Annotated in this window: 16 protein-coding genes; 7 read left to right on the top strand and 9 right to left on the bottom strand. The window is 65.1% G+C overall.

Annotated features, from left to right (window positions below; genetic code table 11):
• Window positions 1–31 precede the first annotated feature (31 nt).
• A complete protein-coding gene (locus EI171_RS03550; protein WP_161532606.1) occupies window positions 32–919 on the top strand; it encodes a branched-chain amino acid aminotransferase in 888 nt (295 codons plus the stop codon).
• Window positions 920–981: 62 nt separating this feature from the next.
• On the opposite strand, the gene EI171_RS03545 is transcribed toward EI171_RS03550, so the two are convergent.
• Window positions 982–1,602 carry a trans-aconitate 2-methyltransferase gene (locus EI171_RS03545; protein ID WP_038966671.1) on the bottom strand — a complete coding sequence of 207 codons (621 nt, stop codon included), beginning with the start codon at window positions 1,600–1,602 and terminating at the stop codon, window positions 982–984.
• 217 nt (window positions 1,603–1,819) lie between these two features.
• Window positions 1,820–2,413: a polyhydroxyalkanoate synthesis repressor PhaR gene (gene phaR, locus EI171_RS03540; RefSeq protein WP_011083059.1), complete on the bottom strand. Its 594-nt coding sequence runs from the start codon at window positions 2,411–2,413 to the stop codon at window positions 1,820–1,822.
• A gap of 305 nt (window positions 2,414–2,718) precedes the next feature.
• Here phaR and EI171_RS03535 point away from each other — a divergent pair, with 305 nt between their 5' ends.
• The 3 genes from EI171_RS03535 (at window position 2,719) to EI171_RS03525 (ending at window position 5,911) form a co-directional block, all read left to right on the top strand.
• Window positions 2,719–3,897, top strand: a complete 1,179-nt coding sequence (locus tag EI171_RS03535; protein WP_028175239.1) for an acetyl-CoA C-acetyltransferase — start codon at window positions 2,719–2,721, stop codon at window positions 3,895–3,897.
• A gap of 250 nt (window positions 3,898–4,147) precedes the next feature.
• Window positions 4,148–4,873, top strand: coding sequence for an acetoacetyl-CoA reductase (gene phbB, locus EI171_RS03530; RefSeq protein ID WP_028175789.1), 726 nt, complete (start codon window positions 4,148–4,150; stop codon window positions 4,871–4,873).
• Between the two features lie 168 nt (window positions 4,874–5,041).
• Window positions 5,042–5,911: a DMT family transporter gene (locus EI171_RS03525; RefSeq protein WP_011083056.1), complete on the top strand. Its 870-nt coding sequence runs from the start codon at window positions 5,042–5,044 to the stop codon at window positions 5,909–5,911.
• A 115-nt stretch (window positions 5,912–6,026) separates the two neighbouring features.
• Here EI171_RS03525 and EI171_RS03520 read toward each other — a convergent pair whose 3' ends face one another.
• Both EI171_RS03520 and gloB read right to left on the bottom strand, forming a co-directional pair.
• Entirely contained in the window at window positions 6,027–6,449 is a 423-nt protein-coding gene (locus tag EI171_RS03520; RefSeq protein ID WP_011083055.1) for a cupin domain-containing protein, read from the bottom strand.
• A gap of 23 nt (window positions 6,450–6,472) precedes the next feature.
• Window positions 6,473–7,240 carry a hydroxyacylglutathione hydrolase gene (gloB, locus tag EI171_RS03515; RefSeq protein ID WP_028175791.1) on the bottom strand — a complete coding sequence of 256 codons (768 nt, stop codon included), beginning with the start codon at window positions 7,238–7,240 and terminating at the stop codon, window positions 6,473–6,475.
• A 108-nt stretch (window positions 7,241–7,348) separates the two neighbouring features.
• Here gloB and EI171_RS03510 point away from each other — a divergent pair, with 108 nt between their 5' ends.
• Window positions 7,349–8,089 carry a methyltransferase domain-containing protein gene (locus EI171_RS03510; RefSeq protein WP_011083053.1) on the top strand — a complete coding sequence of 247 codons (741 nt, stop codon included), beginning with the start codon at window positions 7,349–7,351 and terminating at the stop codon, window positions 8,087–8,089.
• 57 nt (window positions 8,090–8,146) lie between these two features.
• Here EI171_RS03510 and EI171_RS03505 read toward each other — a convergent pair whose 3' ends face one another.
• The 5 genes from EI171_RS03505 to EI171_RS03485 all read right to left on the bottom strand — a co-directional run bounded on the left by EI171_RS03505 (window position 8,147) and on the right by EI171_RS03485 (window position 15,242).
• Window positions 8,147–8,932: a DUF4167 domain-containing protein gene (locus EI171_RS03505; protein WP_161532605.1), complete on the bottom strand. Its 786-nt coding sequence runs from the start codon at window positions 8,930–8,932 to the stop codon at window positions 8,147–8,149.
• Between the two features lie 463 nt (window positions 8,933–9,395).
• On the bottom strand, window positions 9,396–10,289 hold the full coding sequence (prmC, locus tag EI171_RS03500; RefSeq protein ID WP_202633101.1) for a peptide chain release factor N(5)-glutamine methyltransferase: 894 nt from the start codon (window positions 10,287–10,289) through the stop codon (window positions 9,396–9,398).
• Complete coding sequence (gene prfA / locus EI171_RS03495; RefSeq protein WP_011083050.1) at window positions 10,286–11,371, bottom strand: peptide chain release factor 1; 1,086 nt, start codon at window positions 11,369–11,371, stop codon at window positions 10,286–10,288. The genes prmC and prfA overlap by 4 nt, the downstream gene beginning before the upstream one ends.
• A gap of 58 nt (window positions 11,372–11,429) precedes the next feature.
• On the bottom strand, window positions 11,430–13,697 hold the full coding sequence (gene ptsP, locus EI171_RS03490) for a phosphoenolpyruvate--protein phosphotransferase (RefSeq protein ID WP_161532604.1): 2,268 nt from the start codon (window positions 13,695–13,697) through the stop codon (window positions 11,430–11,432).
• Between the two features lie 288 nt (window positions 13,698–13,985).
• On the bottom strand, window positions 13,986–15,242 hold the full coding sequence (locus tag EI171_RS03485) for an aspartate kinase (RefSeq protein ID WP_011083048.1): 1,257 nt from the start codon (window positions 15,240–15,242) through the stop codon (window positions 13,986–13,988).
• A gap of 163 nt (window positions 15,243–15,405) precedes the next feature.
• Between EI171_RS03485 and EI171_RS03480 the strand changes: the two genes are divergently transcribed.
• Together EI171_RS03480 and ubiG are read left to right on the top strand one after the other, a co-directional pair.
• Window positions 15,406–15,873 carry a PH domain-containing protein gene (locus EI171_RS03480; RefSeq protein ID WP_011083047.1) on the top strand — a complete coding sequence of 156 codons (468 nt, stop codon included), beginning with the start codon at window positions 15,406–15,408 and terminating at the stop codon, window positions 15,871–15,873.
• A gap of 14 nt (window positions 15,874–15,887) precedes the next feature.
• On the top strand, window positions 15,888–16,655 hold the full coding sequence (ubiG, locus tag EI171_RS03475; protein WP_038966657.1) for a bifunctional 2-polyprenyl-6-hydroxyphenol methylase/3-demethylubiquinol 3-O-methyltransferase UbiG: 768 nt from the start codon (window positions 15,888–15,890) through the stop codon (window positions 16,653–16,655).
• The last annotated feature ends 176 nt before the right edge of the window (window positions 16,656–16,831 follow it).

Below are 16,831 nucleotides of genomic sequence, written 5' to 3'. Positions count from 1 at the left end.
ATTGCGGCATCACGCCAAGGGGAGGCCGGTCATGGCCGAGATCAAGAAAGCCATCGAATATTCGCCGAGTTGGACCTTCTTCGAGGGCAAATGGCACGACGGCAATGTGCCGATCATGGGCCCGCGCACGCATGCGGCCTGGCTCGGCTCGGTCGTGTTCGACGGCGCGCGCGCGTTCGAGGGCGTCGCACCCGATCTCGACCGTCACATCGCCCGTGCCAATCGATCCGCGATCAATTTTGGCCTGAAGCCGGTGGTCGATCCCGGCACCTGGCTCACGCTCGCAAACGAAGGCATCGCGCGCTTCGCGGCGAATGCCGAGCTGTATATCCGTCCGATGTACTGGGCGGAGAACGGGTCGGGCGGCGGCGTGCTGTTCGACCCCGAGACCACCAACTGGTGCCTGTGCATCTACGAGGCGCCGATGCCCAAACCTGTAGGCAACGCCATCACGCTGTCGCCGTTCCGCAGGCCGACGGCCGAATGCGCGCCGGTCGAGGCCAAGGCGGCCTGCCTCTATCCCAACAATTCGCGCGCGCTGTCGGAGGCCGCCTCCCGCGGCTTCCAGAACGCGCTGATGCTCGACATGCTCGGCAATGTCGCCGAGTTCGGCAATTCCAACGTGTTCATGGCCAGGGACGGCGTGGTGTTCACGCCGGTGCCGAACGGCACCTTCCTCAACGGCATCACGCGCCAGCGCGTCATCGGCCTGCTTCGCGCCGACGGCGTCACCGTGGTCGAGAAGACGTTGCGCTATGCCGACTTCCTCGCCGCCGACGAGATTTTTTCAACCGGCAATTTCGCCAAGGTCGCGCCCGTGATTCGCATCGACGAGCGCGAGCTGAAGCTGGGCCCGCTCTACACAAAAGCGCGCAAGCTCTATTGGGACTTTGCGCATGCGGTGAAGCTGGCGGCGTAGGCTTCCTGATGTCGTCCTGGCTTTCGCCAGGACGACACCGAGGGTGTGGCATGCGCCACGCCTCAAGAGCCGCGCCTCCGGAACCGGCTGAACTGAAACGCCTGCGTCGATTTCCACGGCGTGTGATGAGTCTCGCTGCGCGTTTCGATCAGCTCGAAATCCGGCCCCAACTCCGTCGAAAGACTCTTGCTGTCGTGGCGCTGCACCGGCAGGCCGCTGCATTTCTCCGGACCATCGAGCGCAAAGGTGGCGATGATGACGTGGCCGCCGGCCGCAACCGCCGACCGCAGGCGCTCGACGTAGGCGGCCCTGTCGCGCGGATCGGTCAGGAAGTGAAACGCCGCACGATCGTGCCAGACCTCGTAGCTGCGCGCCGGCCGCCACGTCGTGGCGTCGGCGACGATCCAGTCGACGGACGCGGCCGCCGGGCCGATCCGCCGCTTTGCAGCGTCGAGCGCATTGGCGGACAGGTCCAGCACGGCGAGATTGCGGTATCCGTCCTGCAAGAGAGCGTCCACCAGCCGCGAAGCGCCGCCGCCGATATCGATGATGCCTGCGCCGCGATCCACGTTGGCGGAGCGGATCATGTCGAGCGAGATCGCCGGGCTCTCCTGAAACCAGCTGACCTCGGTCTCGCCCTTTGTGGCGTAGACGTTGTTCCAATGCGCGCTTGGGTCGGACATGGCGGCTTCTCCAGCGTCGTCCTGGCGAAAGCCAGGACCCATTACCCCAGGAAGCAGTTTGGCGATGATTCGTCGTTCGGTACTGCTATCGATCTCTACCGACAGATCACGCGGTATGGGTCCTGGCTTTCGCCAGGACGACATTGTGGAATGACGGGCGCACAATCGCCAAGCAAACGCCCGCGGCAGGCGGCCGCGCTGAGGCGAACGAGAGGACCTACTCTTCCTTCTTCGACATCCGCTCGAGGCGTTCCTGCATTTCCTTCATCTGCTGGCGCAGATCGTCGATGTTGCTGTCCTTCGGCGCCTCGGCGGTCGCATCGGGCTCCGGCTCCGGGGTGGTGGAGGAGCGCGCCGGCGGGGCGAACGGCTTGAACATCGAGAAGGTCTGCTGGAACAGCTCCATGTTGCGGCGGACCTGCTCCTCCAGGGGCGCAAAGGGCGTGCCGGACAGCGTATTGGCGATCTGCTTGCGGAACTTCTCCTGTTCCTGGGTCAGCGTCGCGATCGACTGTTCCAGATATTTCGGCACCACCATCTGCATGCTGTCGCCGTAGAAGCGGATGAGCTGGCGCAGGAAGGTGGTCGGCAGCAGGTTCTGGCCGGCCTTGTTCTCCTGCTCGAAGATGATCTGGGCCAGCACCGAGCGGGTGATGTCGTCGCCGGTCTTGGCGTCGTAGACCAGGAAATCTTCGCCATCCTTGACCATGGCGGCGAGGTCTTCCAGCGTCACATAGGTGCTCGTTCCGGTGTTATAGAGCCGGCGGTTCGCGTATTTCTTGATGGTGGTGGGTTGGTCTGATTTCGCCATGGGCTCTCACTTGCAAGACGCTGAGAACGGGAACCCGGCGGCCGATGCCGCAGGGCGGGAAGAGTACGCAACGCAACAAAATAAGCATTTTCAAAGGGGTCACGCTACCGTTTTGTGCGCCACGGTTAATCGGGCAGCAAAAACGTGCTTGCGAAAGCGCCAAGAACGCTATTTGGAATGCGTTGCGGCATGAATTCGGTCACCGGCCGATTGACATGCCGCAATGACGTTAACAGGATGCCGTCCGAGACTGGCGAGCCGTTTCCCCAGCCCCGTCTGCCCCCATTCAACCCCAGGAGATGCCCATGTCAGACGATGTCGTCATCGTCAGCGCCGCCCGCACCCCGGTCGGAAGCTTCAACGGAGCGTTCGCGACCCTTCCCGCCCACGATCTCGGCGCCGTCGCCATCAAGGCCGCGCTGGAGCGTGGTGGCATCGAGCCCGGCCGGGTCTCCGAAGTCATCATGGGCCAGATTCTGACCGCCGCTCAGGGCCAGAACCCGGCCCGCCAGGCCTCGATCGCCGCCGGCATTCCGGTGGAGAGCCCGGCCTGGGGCGTCAACCAGCTCTGTGGCTCGGGTCTGCGCACGGTCGCACTCGGTTACCAGGCGCTGCTCAACGGCGATTCCGAGATCGTGGTCGCCGGCGGCCAGGAATCGATGAGCATGGCTCCGCACGCCCAGTATCTGCGTGGCGGCGTCAAGATGGGCGCGCTCGAATTCATCGACACCATGATCAAGGACGGCCTGTGGGATGCCTTTAACGGCTACCACATGGGCAACACCGCCGAGAACGTTGCGCGCCAGTGGCAGATCACCCGCGCCCAGCAGGACGAGTTCGCGGTCGCCTCGCAGCAGAAGGCCGAGGCCGCGCAGAAGGCCGGCAAGTTCAACGACGAGATCGTCCCCGTCACCATCAAGACCCGCAAGGGCGACGTGGTCGTCAGCGCCGACGAATACCCGCGCCATGGCGCAACGCTCGATGCGATGGCCAAGCTCCGTCCCGCCTTCGAGAAGGACGGCACGGTCACCGCAGGCTCTGCTTCCGGCATCAATGACGGCGCTGCCGCCGTGGTGCTGATGACCGCCAAGCAGGCTGCCAAGGAAGGCAAGAAGCCGCTCGCGCGCATCGTGTCGTGGGCGCAGGCCGGCGTCGATCCGAAGATCATGGGCTCGGGCCCGATCCCGGCCTCGCGCGCCGCGCTGAAGAAGGCCGGCTGGAACGTCGGCGACCTCGACCTGATCGAGGCCAACGAGGCCTTCGCGGCGCAGGCTTGCGCCGTCAACAAGGACCTCGGCTGGGACACCTCCAAGGTCAACGTCAATGGCGGTGCGATCGCGATCGGCCACCCGGTCGGCGCCTCCGGCGCGCGCGTGCTGGTGACGCTGCTGCACGAGATGCAGAAGCGCGATTCCAAGAAGGGCCTTGCCACGCTGTGCATCGGCGGCGGCATGGGTATCGCGATGTGTCTGGCGCGCGACTGAAGCTAGCTGTCGCGCAGCTTATTTGGACCATGCGCGTGCGCTGCACACATAAGTGAGTGCGTTGCACGCGACTAAAAAGGCAGCGGTTGCAAATCAAATATTCTTCGCAACCGCGTCGGCCTCGACTAAAGAGAAACGCCCGGCTCACGCCGGGCGTTTTGTTCTTGATGTCCGTCAAACGTCCCGCATAATCCGTAGCTAAAAACGATCACTCAGAAACGTCCGAAGAGTCCAAGGGAAGGAATACGATATGGCACGTGTTGCATTGGTGACGGGTGGTACGCGGGGCATCGGAGCTGCGATCGGCAAGGCGCTGAAGGCGGCCGGCTACAAGGTCGCGGCGAGCTACGCCGGCAACGATGCCGCGGCGGAGAAGTTCAAGGCGGAGACCGGCATCGCTGTCTACAAATGGGACGTCAGCAATTTCGACGCCTGCGCCGAAGGCGTGAAGAAGGTCGAGGCCGAGGTCGGCCCGATCGACGTGCTCGTCAACAATGCCGGCATCACCAAGGACGGCGCCTTCCACAAGATGAGCCTCGAGCAATGGAACGCCGTGATCGGCACCAATCTCGGCTCGCTGTTCAACATGTCGCGCCAGGTGATCGAAGGCATGCGCGGGCGCAAGTTCGGCCGCATCATCAACATCTCCTCGATCAACGGCCAGAAGGGCCAGTTCGGCCAGGTGAACTATTCTGCGGCGAAGGCCGGCGAGATCGGCTTCACCAAGGCCTTGGCGCTGGAGAACGCCAAGGGCGGCGTCACCGTGAACGCGATCTGCCCCGGCTACATCAACACCGAGATGGTGCAGGCGGTGCCGAAGGACGTGCTGGAGAAGGCGATCCTGCCGCTGATCCCGATCGGCCGCTTAGGGGAGCCCGAGGAAATCGCACGCGCGGTCGTGTTCCTCGCCGCCGACGAAGCCGGCGCCATCACCGGCTCGACGCTGACCGTCAACGGCGGCCAGTACATGGTGTGATGCGTAGGCATCACGCAGGCTGATATCGACGACGTCGTCATGCCCGGGCTTGTCCCGGGCATTTGTCCATGCACTGTCATTCCGGGGGCCCGCGATAGCGGCGAACCCGGAATCTCGAGATTCCGGGTTCTGCTCTTTGAGCCGCTCCGGAATGACGAGGCGATTTAAATGACTCCCCGCACCGCGACGCTGATCGGATTGACCGCGATCCTGATGTGGTCGCTGCTGTCAGTGATGACGGTGGCGACCGGAAAGATCCCGGCATTCCAGCTCGCCGCGATGACGTTTGCGATCGGCGGCCTCGTCGGCCTGCTCACCTGGATCGGCCGCGGCGAGGCGGCAAAAAGCCTGCGCCAGCCACTGGCTGTGTGGACCGTCGGCGTCGGCGGACTGTTCGGCTATCACGCGCTGTATTTTTTGGCACTGCGCTTCGCGCCGCCGGCTGAAGCCGGTCTGCTCAACTATCTCTGGCCGCTGCTGATCGTGCTGTTCTCGTCCTTCCTGCCGGGCGAGCGGCTCGCCGTGCATCACATCGTCGGTGCCGTGCTCGGCCTCGTCGGCACCGTGCTGCTGTTCGCCGGCAATACCTCCGGCTTTGCGCCGGGGGCGGTGCCGGGATTGATCGCGGCCTTCATCGCCGCTTTCGTGTGGGCGACCTATTCGGTGCTGTCGCGCCGATTGAAGGCGGTGCCGACCGACGCGGTCGCGGGCTTCTGTCTCGCCACGGCGTTGCTCGCTGCGCTGATGCATGGCGCGCTCGAAACCACCGTGTGGCCGGAGACGGCGCTGCAATGGATTTCCGTGATTGGGCTCGGCATCGGGCCTGTCGGGGCAGCGTTCTACGCCTGGGACATCGGCATGAAGCGCGGCGACATCCGCGTGCTCGGTGCCGCCTCCTACGCGACGCCGCTATTGTCGACCGGCTTCCTCATCGCCGCCGGCTTCGCAAAAGCCAGTGCCAATATCGCCATCGCCGCGGTCCTGATCGCCGGCGGCGGCCTGATCGCGGCGAAAGATATGGTGTTGCGGAAGCGATGATTGTCATTCGGGGGCGCACGACGTGCGAACCCGGAATCCATTTATCGGAGTCAATGGTGGCGAGATAGATTCCGGGTTTGCCGCTTGCGGGGCGCCCCGGAATGACGGTGTGGAGCTACGGCTCCCAGCCCTTCGGCGCGAGCTCGAACTTCGCGAACTCGAATGCGGGGGCCACGGTGCAGCCGACCAGTGTCCACTCACCTGTTGTCTCGGCCATCTGCCATGCATCGGCCGGTACGATGGCCTGCGGTCGTTCGCCGCTCACGAGATCCGTGCCGAGGCGGACCTCGTGCTGGGAGCAGCCCTCATGCGCGATGCGCAGCATCAGCGGGCTGCCGGCGTAGTAATGCCAGATCTCGACCGCATCGATGCGGTGCCAGTGCGAACGCTCGCCGCGCGCGAGCAGGAAGTAAATGAGGGTCGAGCGCGAACGGCCGTTGGCGTCGGTGGTCTGGTCGCGAAACGTCTCGCGATAGTGCCCGCCTTCGGGATGCGGTCGGAGTTCAAGGCGCGCGATGATCTCGGCTGCGGTCGGCATCGATCCCCGTCAGGATTTGTTCTTTAGGATTTGTTCTTGCGCTCGCGCAACTCGCCGAAGACCGCGGCGGCATCCGCACCCTTCATGTGTAGCCTGGCTGCGACCGAGGGGTCATCGGCACGCAGGAACACGTTTGCTCGCTTCTCGTCACCAAGCAGTGAGGGAATCGTGGGCTTGTTCTCGGCGCGAAGCTTGGTCACCTCCGCCGCGCGCGCCTGAAGCGCCGCATTGTCGGGATCGACGGTGAGCGCGAACTTGACGTTGGAAGCCGTGTATTCGTGGCCGCAATAGAGCTTGAAATCGTCGGGCAGCGCCCGCAGCTTCAAGAGCGAATCCCACATCATCGGGTAGGTGCCCTCGAAGACGCGGCCGCAGCCGATCGAAAACAGCGTGTCGGCGGCGAACACGGTCTTCTCGGTGTCGAACACGTAGGAGATGTGGTCGAGCGTGTGGCCGGGCGTCTCCACGACGCGCGCCAGCAGGTTGCCGACCTTGACCACGTCGGCATTGGCGACGCGCAGGTCGACGTTGGCGATCGCAGTGGTCTTGTCGTGCGGCGCGACGACGCGGCAGTTGTATTTGTGCTTGAGTTCGGCGACCCCGCCGACATGATCGCCATGATGATGGGTGATCAGGATGTCGGTGAGCTGCCAGCCCTCGCGCTCCAGCGCCTTCAGGATGGGGCCGGCCTCCGGCGCGTCGATCGACGCCGTCGCCTTGGTTTCCACATCGTGGATCAGGTAACCGAAATTGTCGTTTAAACAGCTGAAAGTACGAATTTCGGCAGCCATGACGTCTCCTTCGCGCTCAGCCCCGCCAGACAAATATGGCGTTAACGTTGCGCAGGCAATGCAATATTCAGCGCGCAGCGGCGGCCTTGCGCATGTTACATTGCCGTCATGAGCATCGACGTCGTCGACCTCCGCGAGTTCTATTCCCGTCGCCTCGGGATTGTGGCGCGGCAAATGATCAATCGCGGCATCAGGGAGCGCTGGCCGCGCGCCGAGGGCCAGCGCGTGCTCGGCATCGGCTATCCCACGCCCTATCTCGGACTGTTCCGGGAGGACGCCGAGCGCTGCCTCGCCTTCATGCCGGCGGCCCAGGGCGTCCTGAAATGGCCTACGGGGCGGCCGGCGCTGGCCTCGCTGGTGGATGAATTCTCGCTGCCGCTTCCCGATTCCGCGGTCGACCGCATCCTGCTGGTCCACGCGCTGGAGATGTCGGACGATCCGGCTGCGCTGTTGCGCGAGGTGTGGCGCGTGCTGTCGCCGTCCGGCCGCGTGATCGCGGTGATCCCGAACCGGCGCGGCGTGTGGACGCGCAGCGACAATACGCCGTTCGGCCACGGCCGGCCCTATTCGCGCTCGCAGATCACCGATCTGTTGCGCCAGACCTGGTTCACGCCGACCGCCTGGGGCGAGGCGCTGTTCATGCCGCCCTATGCCGGCGGCTGGGTGCTGAAATCGGCGCAGATGTGGGAGCGTGCCGGCGCGGCGCTGTCGCTGCCCTTCGCCGGCGTGCACATCGTCGAGGCCACCAAGCAGGTCTATCGCGCGATCCCCGCCAAGCGCGAGCGGGCGCGGCTGATTCCCTCGTTGAAGCCGGTGCTGGTGCCGTCCTCGACGGTGACGCGCAGCTGAAAACAAATCGTCCCGGCGCGAGGCCGGGACGATGCAGATCAGAAAATCCGAAGGAGCTTACTCGCCGGGCGCCAGATCGTCGCTGGACGCGGCCGGAGCGGCTTCGCGCTCGGGGCGCGGGCCATGCGGCCGGCGCCGCCGGCGCGGAAAGCGCTCGCCGCCACCGCCCTCGAAGCCAGTCTGGCCGCCGTTCGCGCCGACATTCACTTGCGGCTGTGCGCCGGTGATGAAGGAGGGCAGGCGATCGACGCTGCCGGCATCGGCGATGACGGGCTGCGGCTGGTTCGGCGGCATTGGCTGCGGCTGATATTGCTGCGGCTGCGGACGATGGTCGCGTTCGCGGTGCTCGCGCGGCTGCTGGTTGTCGCGCTGGTACGACGGCTGGTTGTCACGCTGCTGGTGATCACGCTGATGATGATCGCGCTGGCCGTCGCGGTCGCGCATGAAGGGCTGCTGCTGTTGCGGCTGCGGGACGAAGCCCGGCTCCTGGCCGAAATTCGAGAAATTCTCGCCGTCGTCTTCACCGTCGTCGCTATTGCTGCTGATGGGCTCGTCGCCGCGCGGCTGCTGGTTCTGGCGGAACTGCTCCTGGGCGGCCGCGATCAGGCGGAAATAGTGCTCGGCGTGCTGGTAGTAGTTCTCGGCCGCAACGGGGTCGCCGGAGGAGCGCGCGTCGCGCGCGAGCTGCAGATATTTTTCGGCGATATGCGAAGCCGTGCCGCGGATCTTGATATCGGGTCCGTTGGACTCGTAGACCCGGGTCATCGGGTTCTGGCCGCGCCGGTTGTTGTTATTGTTGTTGTTGCGGTTGCGCATCCGCTGCTTGTTCTGACCGTTTCTCATGTCCTGCCTTTAATTCCAGCCCTAAAGGTTGCACGCATTACTGATTGCTAGGAGTGACCTGATGACAGCGGTTCACATCGCTCACGCGCACCGCGCGCAAGAGGCGGCTTGAACCCTGCCAATGTTCGTCGACCGTCGCGTTCAACAAAGACGCGTTCCCCACCCGCCAGCATTCATTGCCAGCGAACCCATTCATTTTGCCTGCCAAAACAAGCCCTGGTTTCTTGCGTTAGTCTTCGCGCGCAATATCAGGCTTTCGTTCACTTTGCGGTCGGAAAGCTGCGCACCTCAATGGGCTATCGCGCTTAACAGGACCTGCGGCTTGGAACCTAAAATCAGTGAAGCTCTCGCCCGAGAGCCCGGCTTTCGCCCGTAGGTGTACGGGGCCGACACCGATGTGTTGAGTAGAAGGTAGTCGTTCCCAAGGGATATTCCAAGTGGTTTTTACAGGCCAATCCGGCTTTTATGGGGGCATTTTTCGGGCCGAAACGGCCCGTGGGATACCCGCCAAATCGGCCTTGGGCGGCCTGTCCACCACCAACGCCGCAGCCGTCAAAAGGGTTTCAATATTTCGGGCCTGGCCCTGTCCGGCCTCGACGATCAGCGCTCCGCCGGGCGCGAGACGCTCGGCCGCCTGCGGGATCAGGGCGCGGTAGGCGTCATATCCGTCATTGCCGCCGTCGAGCGCCAGATGCGGATCGTGCTCGCGCACCTCGATGCTCAATTTCGGAATTTCGGCGGAAGGGATATAGGGCGGATTCGACACGATGAGGTCGAATGGGCCGCGGAGCGCCGCTAAATAGGAACAGGCGACGAAGGCGGAGCGGTCGGCAAGGCCAAGGGTCACGGCATTGCCCCTGGCGGTCTCGAGCGCGTTCAGGCTGAGATCGGTGCCGACGCCGAAGGCGCCGGGAATATCGTGCAGCAGCGCCAGCAGGATCGCGCCGGATCCGGTGCCGATGTCGGCGATGCGTGGCTGCTGGATTGCCTTCTGCTCGCGGAAAAGCTCGAGCGCGCGCTCGACCACCGTCTCTGTGTCGGGGCGTGGGACCAGGGTTGCGTCCGACAGGCGGAACGGCAGGCCCCAGAATTCGCGCGTGCCGAGAATGCGCGCCACCGGCTCGCCCGCGATCCGGCGTTGCGCATGCTGCGCGATCCGCGAGGCCTCCGCCTCCGTGAGAAGCCGGGCGGCCTGCGCAATCAGGCCGGTGAGATCGAGGCCGAGCGCAGCACCAAGCAGGATGCGGGCGTCGAGCTCGGCTTCCTCGAGCTGCGCCGATCGCAGCCGCGCCGCCAGTGCACGCCGTGCGCTCTCGATCGATTGTCCGGTGAAGGGATCGCTCACGCGGGGCGTCACGCCGCCGCGCCTTGCGCGGCGAGCTGTGCGGCCTGGTGCTCGGTGGTCAGCGCGTCGATCAATTCGCCAAGCGCTTCGCCCGCGATCACCTGCGGCAGCTTGTAGAGCGTTAGATTGATGCGGTGGTCGGTGACGCGCCCTTGCGGGAAATTATAGGTGCGGATGCGCTCAGAGCGGTCGCCGGAGCCGACCTTTTCCTTGCGCTCGGCCGAGCGCGCCGCATCGACGCGTTGCCGCTCGGCGTCGTAGATGCGCGAGCGCAGGATGTTCATCGCCGAGGCGCGGTTCTTGTGCTGCGAGCGGCTGTCCTGCATCATCACCACGATGCCGGTCGGGATGTGGGTGATGCGGATCGCCGATTCGGTCTTGTTGACGTGCTGGCCGCCGGCGCCCTGCGCGCGCATGGTCTCGATGCGCAGATCATCGTTCTTGATGTCGACGTCGACATCCTCGACCTCCGGCAGCACCGCCACCGTCGCGGCCGAGGTGTGGATGCGCCCCTGCGTCTCGGTGTCGGGCACGCGCTGCACGCGGTGCACGCCGGATTCGAACTTCAGCTTCGAGAACGCGCCGCGGCCCTGCACCTCCGCGATGATTTCCTTGTAGCCGCCGACGGTGCCTTCGCTCGCCGAGATGACCTCGACCTTCCAGCCCTGCAGGCTGGCGAAGCGCTCGTACATCCGGAACAGGTCGCCGGCGAACAGCGAAGCCTCGTCGCCGCCGGTGCCGGCGCGGATTTCCAGCACCACGTTGCGGTCGTCCATGGCGTCCTTGGGCAGCAGCGCGACGCGGATTTTCTGGACGAGATCCTCGATCCTTGGCGCCAGTTCGTCGCGCTCGGCTTCCGCCATGCCGCGCATCTCCGCATCCGTCGCGGGATCGGCGATCAGCGCCTCGGTGTCGGCGAGTTCTTTAACCGCGGACCGGTAAGTCTTGACCGCCTCGATCAGCGGCGTGATCTCGGCGAGCTCGCGCGTGATCTGCACGTAGCGCTCGGAGGCGAGCTGTCCCAGCGATTCGGCCTCGAGCGAAGCGTGATGCGCGAGCAGGACGTCCAGTTTGGCTTCGGGGAGTGACGACATCGGGTAAGTCTCAAATGGCGGAAGGCGGCGAGGCGGCGGGACGCGGGCGACAGGCCCGCTACAAGGCCAGGCCTTCGGCCTCGGCAAATTCCGTCAGCTTCTGCCGGATCGAGACGCTGCCGCTTGGCGCATCCAGCAACGGGCCGAGCATCGCCTCGGCCTTCTTGGCATCGAGATCGATCACCATCGCCTTGACCGGGCCGAGCGCGGTTGCCGACAGCGACAGCGAGCGATAGCCCATCGCGATCAGCGCCAGCGCGCCGATCGGCTTGGAGGCCATCTCGCCGCAGAGCGACAGCGACTTCTGCGCCGCATTGGACTTGCGGGCAATGTCGCGGAGCGCGCGCAGGATCGGCGCCGACATGGTGTCGAAGCGCTCGGAGACCTTGGCATTGCCGCGGTCGACCGCGAACAGGAACTGGAACAGATCGTTGGAGCCGACCGAGATGAAATCGACCTTCTTCAGGAGCTCGTCGAGCTGATACAGCAGCGCCGGCACCTCGACCATGGTGCCGATGTCGATCCGCTCCGGCAGCGTGTGGCCGTGCTGGCGCAGATATGTGAGCTCGCGCTCGACCAGCGCCTTCGCCGAATCAAATTCGGCGACCTCCGAGATCATCGGGAACATGATGCGCAGCGCGCGGCCGCCGCCGGCGCGCAGCAGCGCGCGGATCTGGCCGCGCAAAAGGCCGGGACGATCGAGCCCGAGCCGGATCGCGCGCCAGCCGAGCGCCGGATTCTCCTCGATCACCGCTTCCATATAGGGCAGCGCCTTGTCGCCGCCGATGTCGAGGGTGCGGAAGGTGACGGGCTTGCTGCCCGCCGCATCCAGCACGGTGCGATAGAGCGCGAGCTGGTCGCTGGTGCGCGGTAGGCTCTGGCCGACCATGAATTGCAGCTCGGTGCGGAACAGGCCGATGCCGGCGCTGCCGGTGTCCTCGATGTGCGGCAGGTCGATGGCGAGACCTGCGTTGATCATCAGCTCGACCTTCTGGCCGTCCTTGGTGACGCAGGGCCGGTCGCGCAGCGCGAGGTACTGCGCCTGGCGGCGGGCACGGAAGCGCACGCGCTCGGCGAAGGCCGCCTCGATCTCCTGCGAGGGGCGCACATAGATCGAGCCCGATGTGCCGTCGACGATGATGGCGTCGCCGGGATCGGCGATACCGGGCGCGTTCGGCACTTCGCCGACCGCAGGGATTCCGAGCGCGCGCGCCACGATCGAGACGTGGGAGTTGGCGGTGCCTTCCTCCAGCACGATGCCGCGCAGGCGCTTGCGGTCGTAGTCGAGCAGCGCCGCCGGGCCCATCGCGCGGGCGATGACGATGGCATTGTCGGGCAATTGTTCGCGTGACGGCGCGTGGTCCTGGCCGACGAGCTGCCGCATCAGGCGGTAGCCGAGATCCTCGAGGTCATGCAGCCGGTCGCGCAGGTATGGATCGGTCGAGCGCAGCATGCGCGCGCGGGTGTCGGACTGCACGCGCTCGACGGCGGCTTCCGCGGTGAGGCCGGTGGCGACCGCCTCGTGCAGCTTGTGCGACCAGCCCTGGTCGTTGGCGAACATGCGATAGGCTTCCAGCACCTCGCGGTGCTCGCCGCCCTCGGCGACGTCGCCGCGCTCCAGCATGCGGTCGAGATCGGCGCGCAGCTTGGCGAGCGCGGTGTCCAGCCGCTTGATTTCCTTCGGCAGGTCCTCGGCGATGTAGTCCTTGATGACGACGCGCGGCTCGTGCAGCACGACATGGCCGAGCGCGATGCCTTCCGACAGGATCGCGCCGACCCTCTGCATGGAGTGGCGCGCGGCCGGCTCGAGGCCGGGCTGGGCCAGCGCCGACAATTCGCCGGAGGCGATCAGCTCCGCCAGCACCATCGCGGTGGTCTGCAGCGCCTCGAGCTCTTCCTCGACATAGGTGCGCTTGGCGCGGTTCTGCACCACCAGCACGCCGAGCGTGTTGCCGGCGCGCAGGATCGGCACGCCGAGGAAGGAGTGGTAGATCTCTTCGCCGGTCTCCGGGCGGAACGAGAAGGCCGGATGGCTCTGCGCGTCGTTCAGATTGAGCGGCGTCGCCTCGCTGGCGACGAGGCCGACCAGGCCCTCATGGGCGCTGAGCACGGTATGGTGCACCGCCTCGCGGTTCAGACCTTCGGTGGCGTAGAGCTCGAGCGTGTTGTCGATGCGCAGCACATAGACCGAGCACACCTCGGCCACCATGTTGGCGGCGATCAGCACCACGATCTTGTCCAGCCGCTCCTGGGCCGAGACCTGCTCCGCCATGGTTTCGCGGAGCCGTCTCAACAAGACGCGGGGACCTCCCGACGCGCTCCGCATGTACCCTCAGTCTCCTCCGTCAGCCGGGCCCGAAAGGGGGTCCCGGCGGCTCGCCCGAAAATCCAGAAAAACAACGAATTTGCTCATCCGGCGCCGGCCCGGGTCCAAATCTTCTTCAGATTTGGCGCCTGAGCCGAATCAGCACCGCCTCAACTGGGGCACAGTATGTGGCAGCCCACCCTGTTCGCCGTATAGCGAATTGGGGCTTGTTTTGCCAAGCAAAACGCCTGCCAGACGCGAAGGTGTGTACACCTTCGCGTTTGCTGCGACCGCTAAGAGAAAATTAGCCTAAGCCTGATCGAGGCCGTAGAGCGTATGCAGGGTCCGCACCGCAAGCTCGGTATAGGCGGTGTCGATCAATACCGAGAATTTGATCTCGGAGGTTGTAATGGCCCGGATGTTGATATTCCGTCCGGCGAGGGCCGAGAACGCCTGGGCGGCGACGCCGGCGTGGCTGCGCATCCCGCTGCCGATTACCGATATCTTGGCGACGTCGGTGGCGGTATCGAGCCGGGCATAGCCGATCTTGCCCTTGGCGGCGGTAATCGTATCCCTGGCGCGGGTGAAGTCCGCGGCCGGCACCGTGAAGGTGAGGTCGGTGGTCTTGCCGTCCTCGGAGACGCCCTGCACGATCATGTCGACGTTGATGTTGGCATCCGCCAGCGGACCGAAGATCGACGCGGCGACGCCCGGCTTGTCCTCGATCTGGCGCACCGAAATCTGGGCCTCGTCCTTCGAAAAGGCGATGCCGGTGACGACGTGGCTTTCCATGATCTCCTCCTCGCTGCAGATCAGCGTGCCGGGCGGCTGGTTGGCATGCGGGTCGATATCCTCGGGCTTGTCGAAGCTCGAGCGGACGAAGATCGGCATGTTGTGGACCATGCCGAGTTCCACCGAGCGGACCTGGAGCACTTTCGCGCCCTGCGAGGCCAGTTCCAGCATGTCTTCGAACGCGATCTTGCCGAGCCTCTTGGCCTTCGGCACGATTCGCGGGTCGGTGGTGTAGACCCCGTCAACGTCGGTGTAGATGTCGCAGCGGTCGGCCTTGACGGCGGCGGCGACCGCCACGGCCGAGGTGTCGGAGCCGCCGCGGCCGAGCGTTGTGATGCGGTTGGTCTCGGGGTTGATGCCCTGGAAGCCGGCGATGACGGCGACTTCCTTGCGATCCCTAAAGCGCTTGATGATCTCGCTGCCGTCGATGTCCTCGATCCGGGCCGAGGCATGGGCGTCGCTGGTCTTGATCGGGATCTGCCAGCCCTGCCAGGAGCGGGCCTGGATGCCCATGCTCTGGAGCACGATGGCGAGGAGGCCGGAGGTCACCTGTTCGCCGGAAGCGACGACGGCGTCGTATTCGCGCGCATCGTGCATCGGCGAGGCCTCGGTGCACCAGGCCACCAGCTCGTTGGTTTTGCCCGACATCGCCGAGACGACCACGGCCACTTCGTGGCCGGCGTCGACCTCACGCTTCACATGGCGTGCGACGTTGCGGATGCGTTCGATGTTGGCGACGGATGTGCCGCCGAATTTCATCACGAGGCGGCTCATGACGACGCGTGCATTCCCTCATAAGGATCAGTATGGTGACCCGCACTGGACGGGCCTCGCGGACACCGACCGCGCGTATACATAGCGGCGGGGCCGGGGGCAAGCGGGTTCCTGCGGGGGCAGGCTCGAGGTCCGGTTCGGGGGTAATGGGTTAACCGAGATCATGGCGCGTTACATCGACGAGATCCTGCAACCGGGCGAGCGGGTGCTGTATTCGACCAATGCGCACTGGATCTTCTATTTCCCGGCGATTGTGGCCTGGATCGTGGCCCTGGCCCTGTTCGCCCTGTCCCGGCAGAGCGACATCTACAGCGTGATGATCCTGTCCCTGTTCGGCTCCGGCCTGGTCGCGCTGGCCGCCCTGTACTGGACCGTGAAGGGCTGGTTCCATCGCTTCACCACCGAGACCGACGTCACCAACCTCAGGGTTGTGCACAAGACCGGGTTCATCAAGCGCCGCACCTTCGAGATGGCGCTGGACAAGGTCGAGAGCGTCGACGTCGATCAGACGATTCTTGGACGTATTCTCAACTACGGCGACGTGACCATTCGCGGTGTCGGCGAGGGGATCGAGACGATCAGGACCATCGCCTCGCCGCTCGCCTTCCGTAGTTCGATCACCACGCGGTAGGACCGCGCGTAACCATGAGCATGCAGCAAAATACTTCCGCAACTGCCCAGCCGGGCTCGACCGTCGACGCCGCCGAGATCGCGAAATTCTCGAAACTCTCCGCGGAGTGGTGGGACCCCAAGGGCAAGATGGCGCCGCTGCACCGGATCAACCCGTTGCGGCTCGGCTATATCCGCGACGCCGCCTGCCGCAAGTTCGAGCGCAACGTGCGCAGCCTCAACTGCCTCGGCGGCCTGCGCGTGCTCGACATCGGTTGCGGCGCCGGCCTGCTTTGCGAGCCGCTGTCGCGGCTAGGGGCCCAGGTCATCGGCGTCGATCCCTCGCAGAGCAATATTGCGGCCGCAAAACTGCACGCCGACAAGAGCCATCTTGCGATTGACTACCGCTGCACCACGGTCGAGGAGATCGACCCGCGCGAGCGCTTCGACATCGTGCTGGCGATGGAGGTGGTCGAGCACGTCGTCGACGTCGGCGTCTTCCTGAAGCGCTGCGCCGCAATGCTCAAGCCCAACGGGCTGATGGTGGTCTCGACGCTGAACCGGAACTGGAAGAGCTTTGCTCTCGCCATCGTCGGCGCCGAATACGTGCTGCGCTGGCTGCCGCGCGGCACCCACGAATGGAACAAGTTCGTCACCCCCGACGAGCTGACGAAATACCTGCTCGACAACCGCCTCGTCATCACCGAGCAGACCGGCGTCGTCTACTCACCCTTCGCCGACAAGTGGACCCTCTCCTCCGACATGGACGTGAACTACATGGTGGTGGCGGAAGGGATGGTGTGAGGGGCTGTTCGTGGCGGCCTAGCTGCATCCACACCCACGGTGTCGTCCCGGCGAAGGCCGGGACCCATACCCCCAGGGAGAAGTTGCAGCGCGAGCTCGTCACCACGAATCTTCGCCAAACCAAATCCAGTGGCTATGGGTCCCGGCCTTCGCCGGGACGACATCGGCGTTTGTAG

Origin of the sequence: Bradyrhizobium sp. LCT2, assembly GCF_009931255.1 — a bacterium.
Taxonomy (GTDB): Bacteria; Pseudomonadota; Alphaproteobacteria; order Rhizobiales; family Xanthobacteraceae; genus Bradyrhizobium; species Bradyrhizobium diazoefficiens.
The sequence above is the reverse complement of the archived record's forward strand: the minus strand, read 5'-3'. Positions and strand labels throughout refer to the sequence as shown.

Excerpts from the sequence above, each read along its gene's own strand:
- EI171_RS03480 (WP_011083047.1), top strand. The coding sequence starts at position 15,406 with ATGGCGCGTTACATCGACGAGATCCTGCAACCGGGCGAGCGGGTGCTG.
- phaR (WP_011083059.1), bottom strand. The coding sequence starts at position 2,413 with ATGGCGAAATCAGACCAACCCACCACCATCAAGAAATACGCGAACCGC.
- EI171_RS03505 (WP_161532605.1), bottom strand. The coding sequence starts at position 8,932 with ATGAGAAACGGTCAGAACAAGCAGCGGATGCGCAACCGCAACAACAAC.
- EI171_RS03545 (WP_038966671.1), bottom strand. The coding sequence starts at position 1,602 with ATGTCCGACCCAAGCGCGCATTGGAACAACGTCTACGCCACAAAGGGC.
- prfA (WP_011083050.1), bottom strand. The coding sequence starts at position 11,371 with ATGTCGTCACTCCCCGAAGCCAAACTGGACGTCCTGCTCGCGCATCAC.
- EI171_RS03520 (WP_011083055.1), bottom strand. The coding sequence starts at position 6,449 with ATGCCGACCGCAGCCGAGATCATCGCGCGCCTTGAACTCCGACCGCAT.
- ubiG (WP_038966657.1), top strand. The coding sequence starts at position 15,888 with ATGAGCATGCAGCAAAATACTTCCGCAACTGCCCAGCCGGGCTCGACC.
- phbB (WP_028175789.1), top strand. The coding sequence starts at position 4,148 with ATGGCACGTGTTGCATTGGTGACGGGTGGTACGCGGGGCATCGGAGCT.
- ptsP (WP_161532604.1), bottom strand. The coding sequence starts at position 13,697 with ATGCGGAGCGCGTCGGGAGGTCCCCGCGTCTTGTTGAGACGGCTCCGC.
- EI171_RS03535 (WP_028175239.1), top strand. The coding sequence starts at position 2,719 with ATGTCAGACGATGTCGTCATCGTCAGCGCCGCCCGCACCCCGGTCGGA.
- EI171_RS03550 (WP_161532606.1), top strand. The coding sequence starts at position 32 with ATGGCCGAGATCAAGAAAGCCATCGAATATTCGCCGAGTTGGACCTTC.
- EI171_RS03485 (WP_011083048.1), bottom strand. The coding sequence starts at position 15,242 with ATGAGCCGCCTCGTGATGAAATTCGGCGGCACATCCGTCGCCAACATC.
- EI171_RS03525 (WP_011083056.1), top strand. The coding sequence starts at position 5,042 with ATGACTCCCCGCACCGCGACGCTGATCGGATTGACCGCGATCCTGATG.
- EI171_RS03510 (WP_011083053.1), top strand. The coding sequence starts at position 7,349 with ATGAGCATCGACGTCGTCGACCTCCGCGAGTTCTATTCCCGTCGCCTC.
- gloB (WP_028175791.1), bottom strand. The coding sequence starts at position 7,240 with ATGGCTGCCGAAATTCGTACTTTCAGCTGTTTAAACGACAATTTCGGT.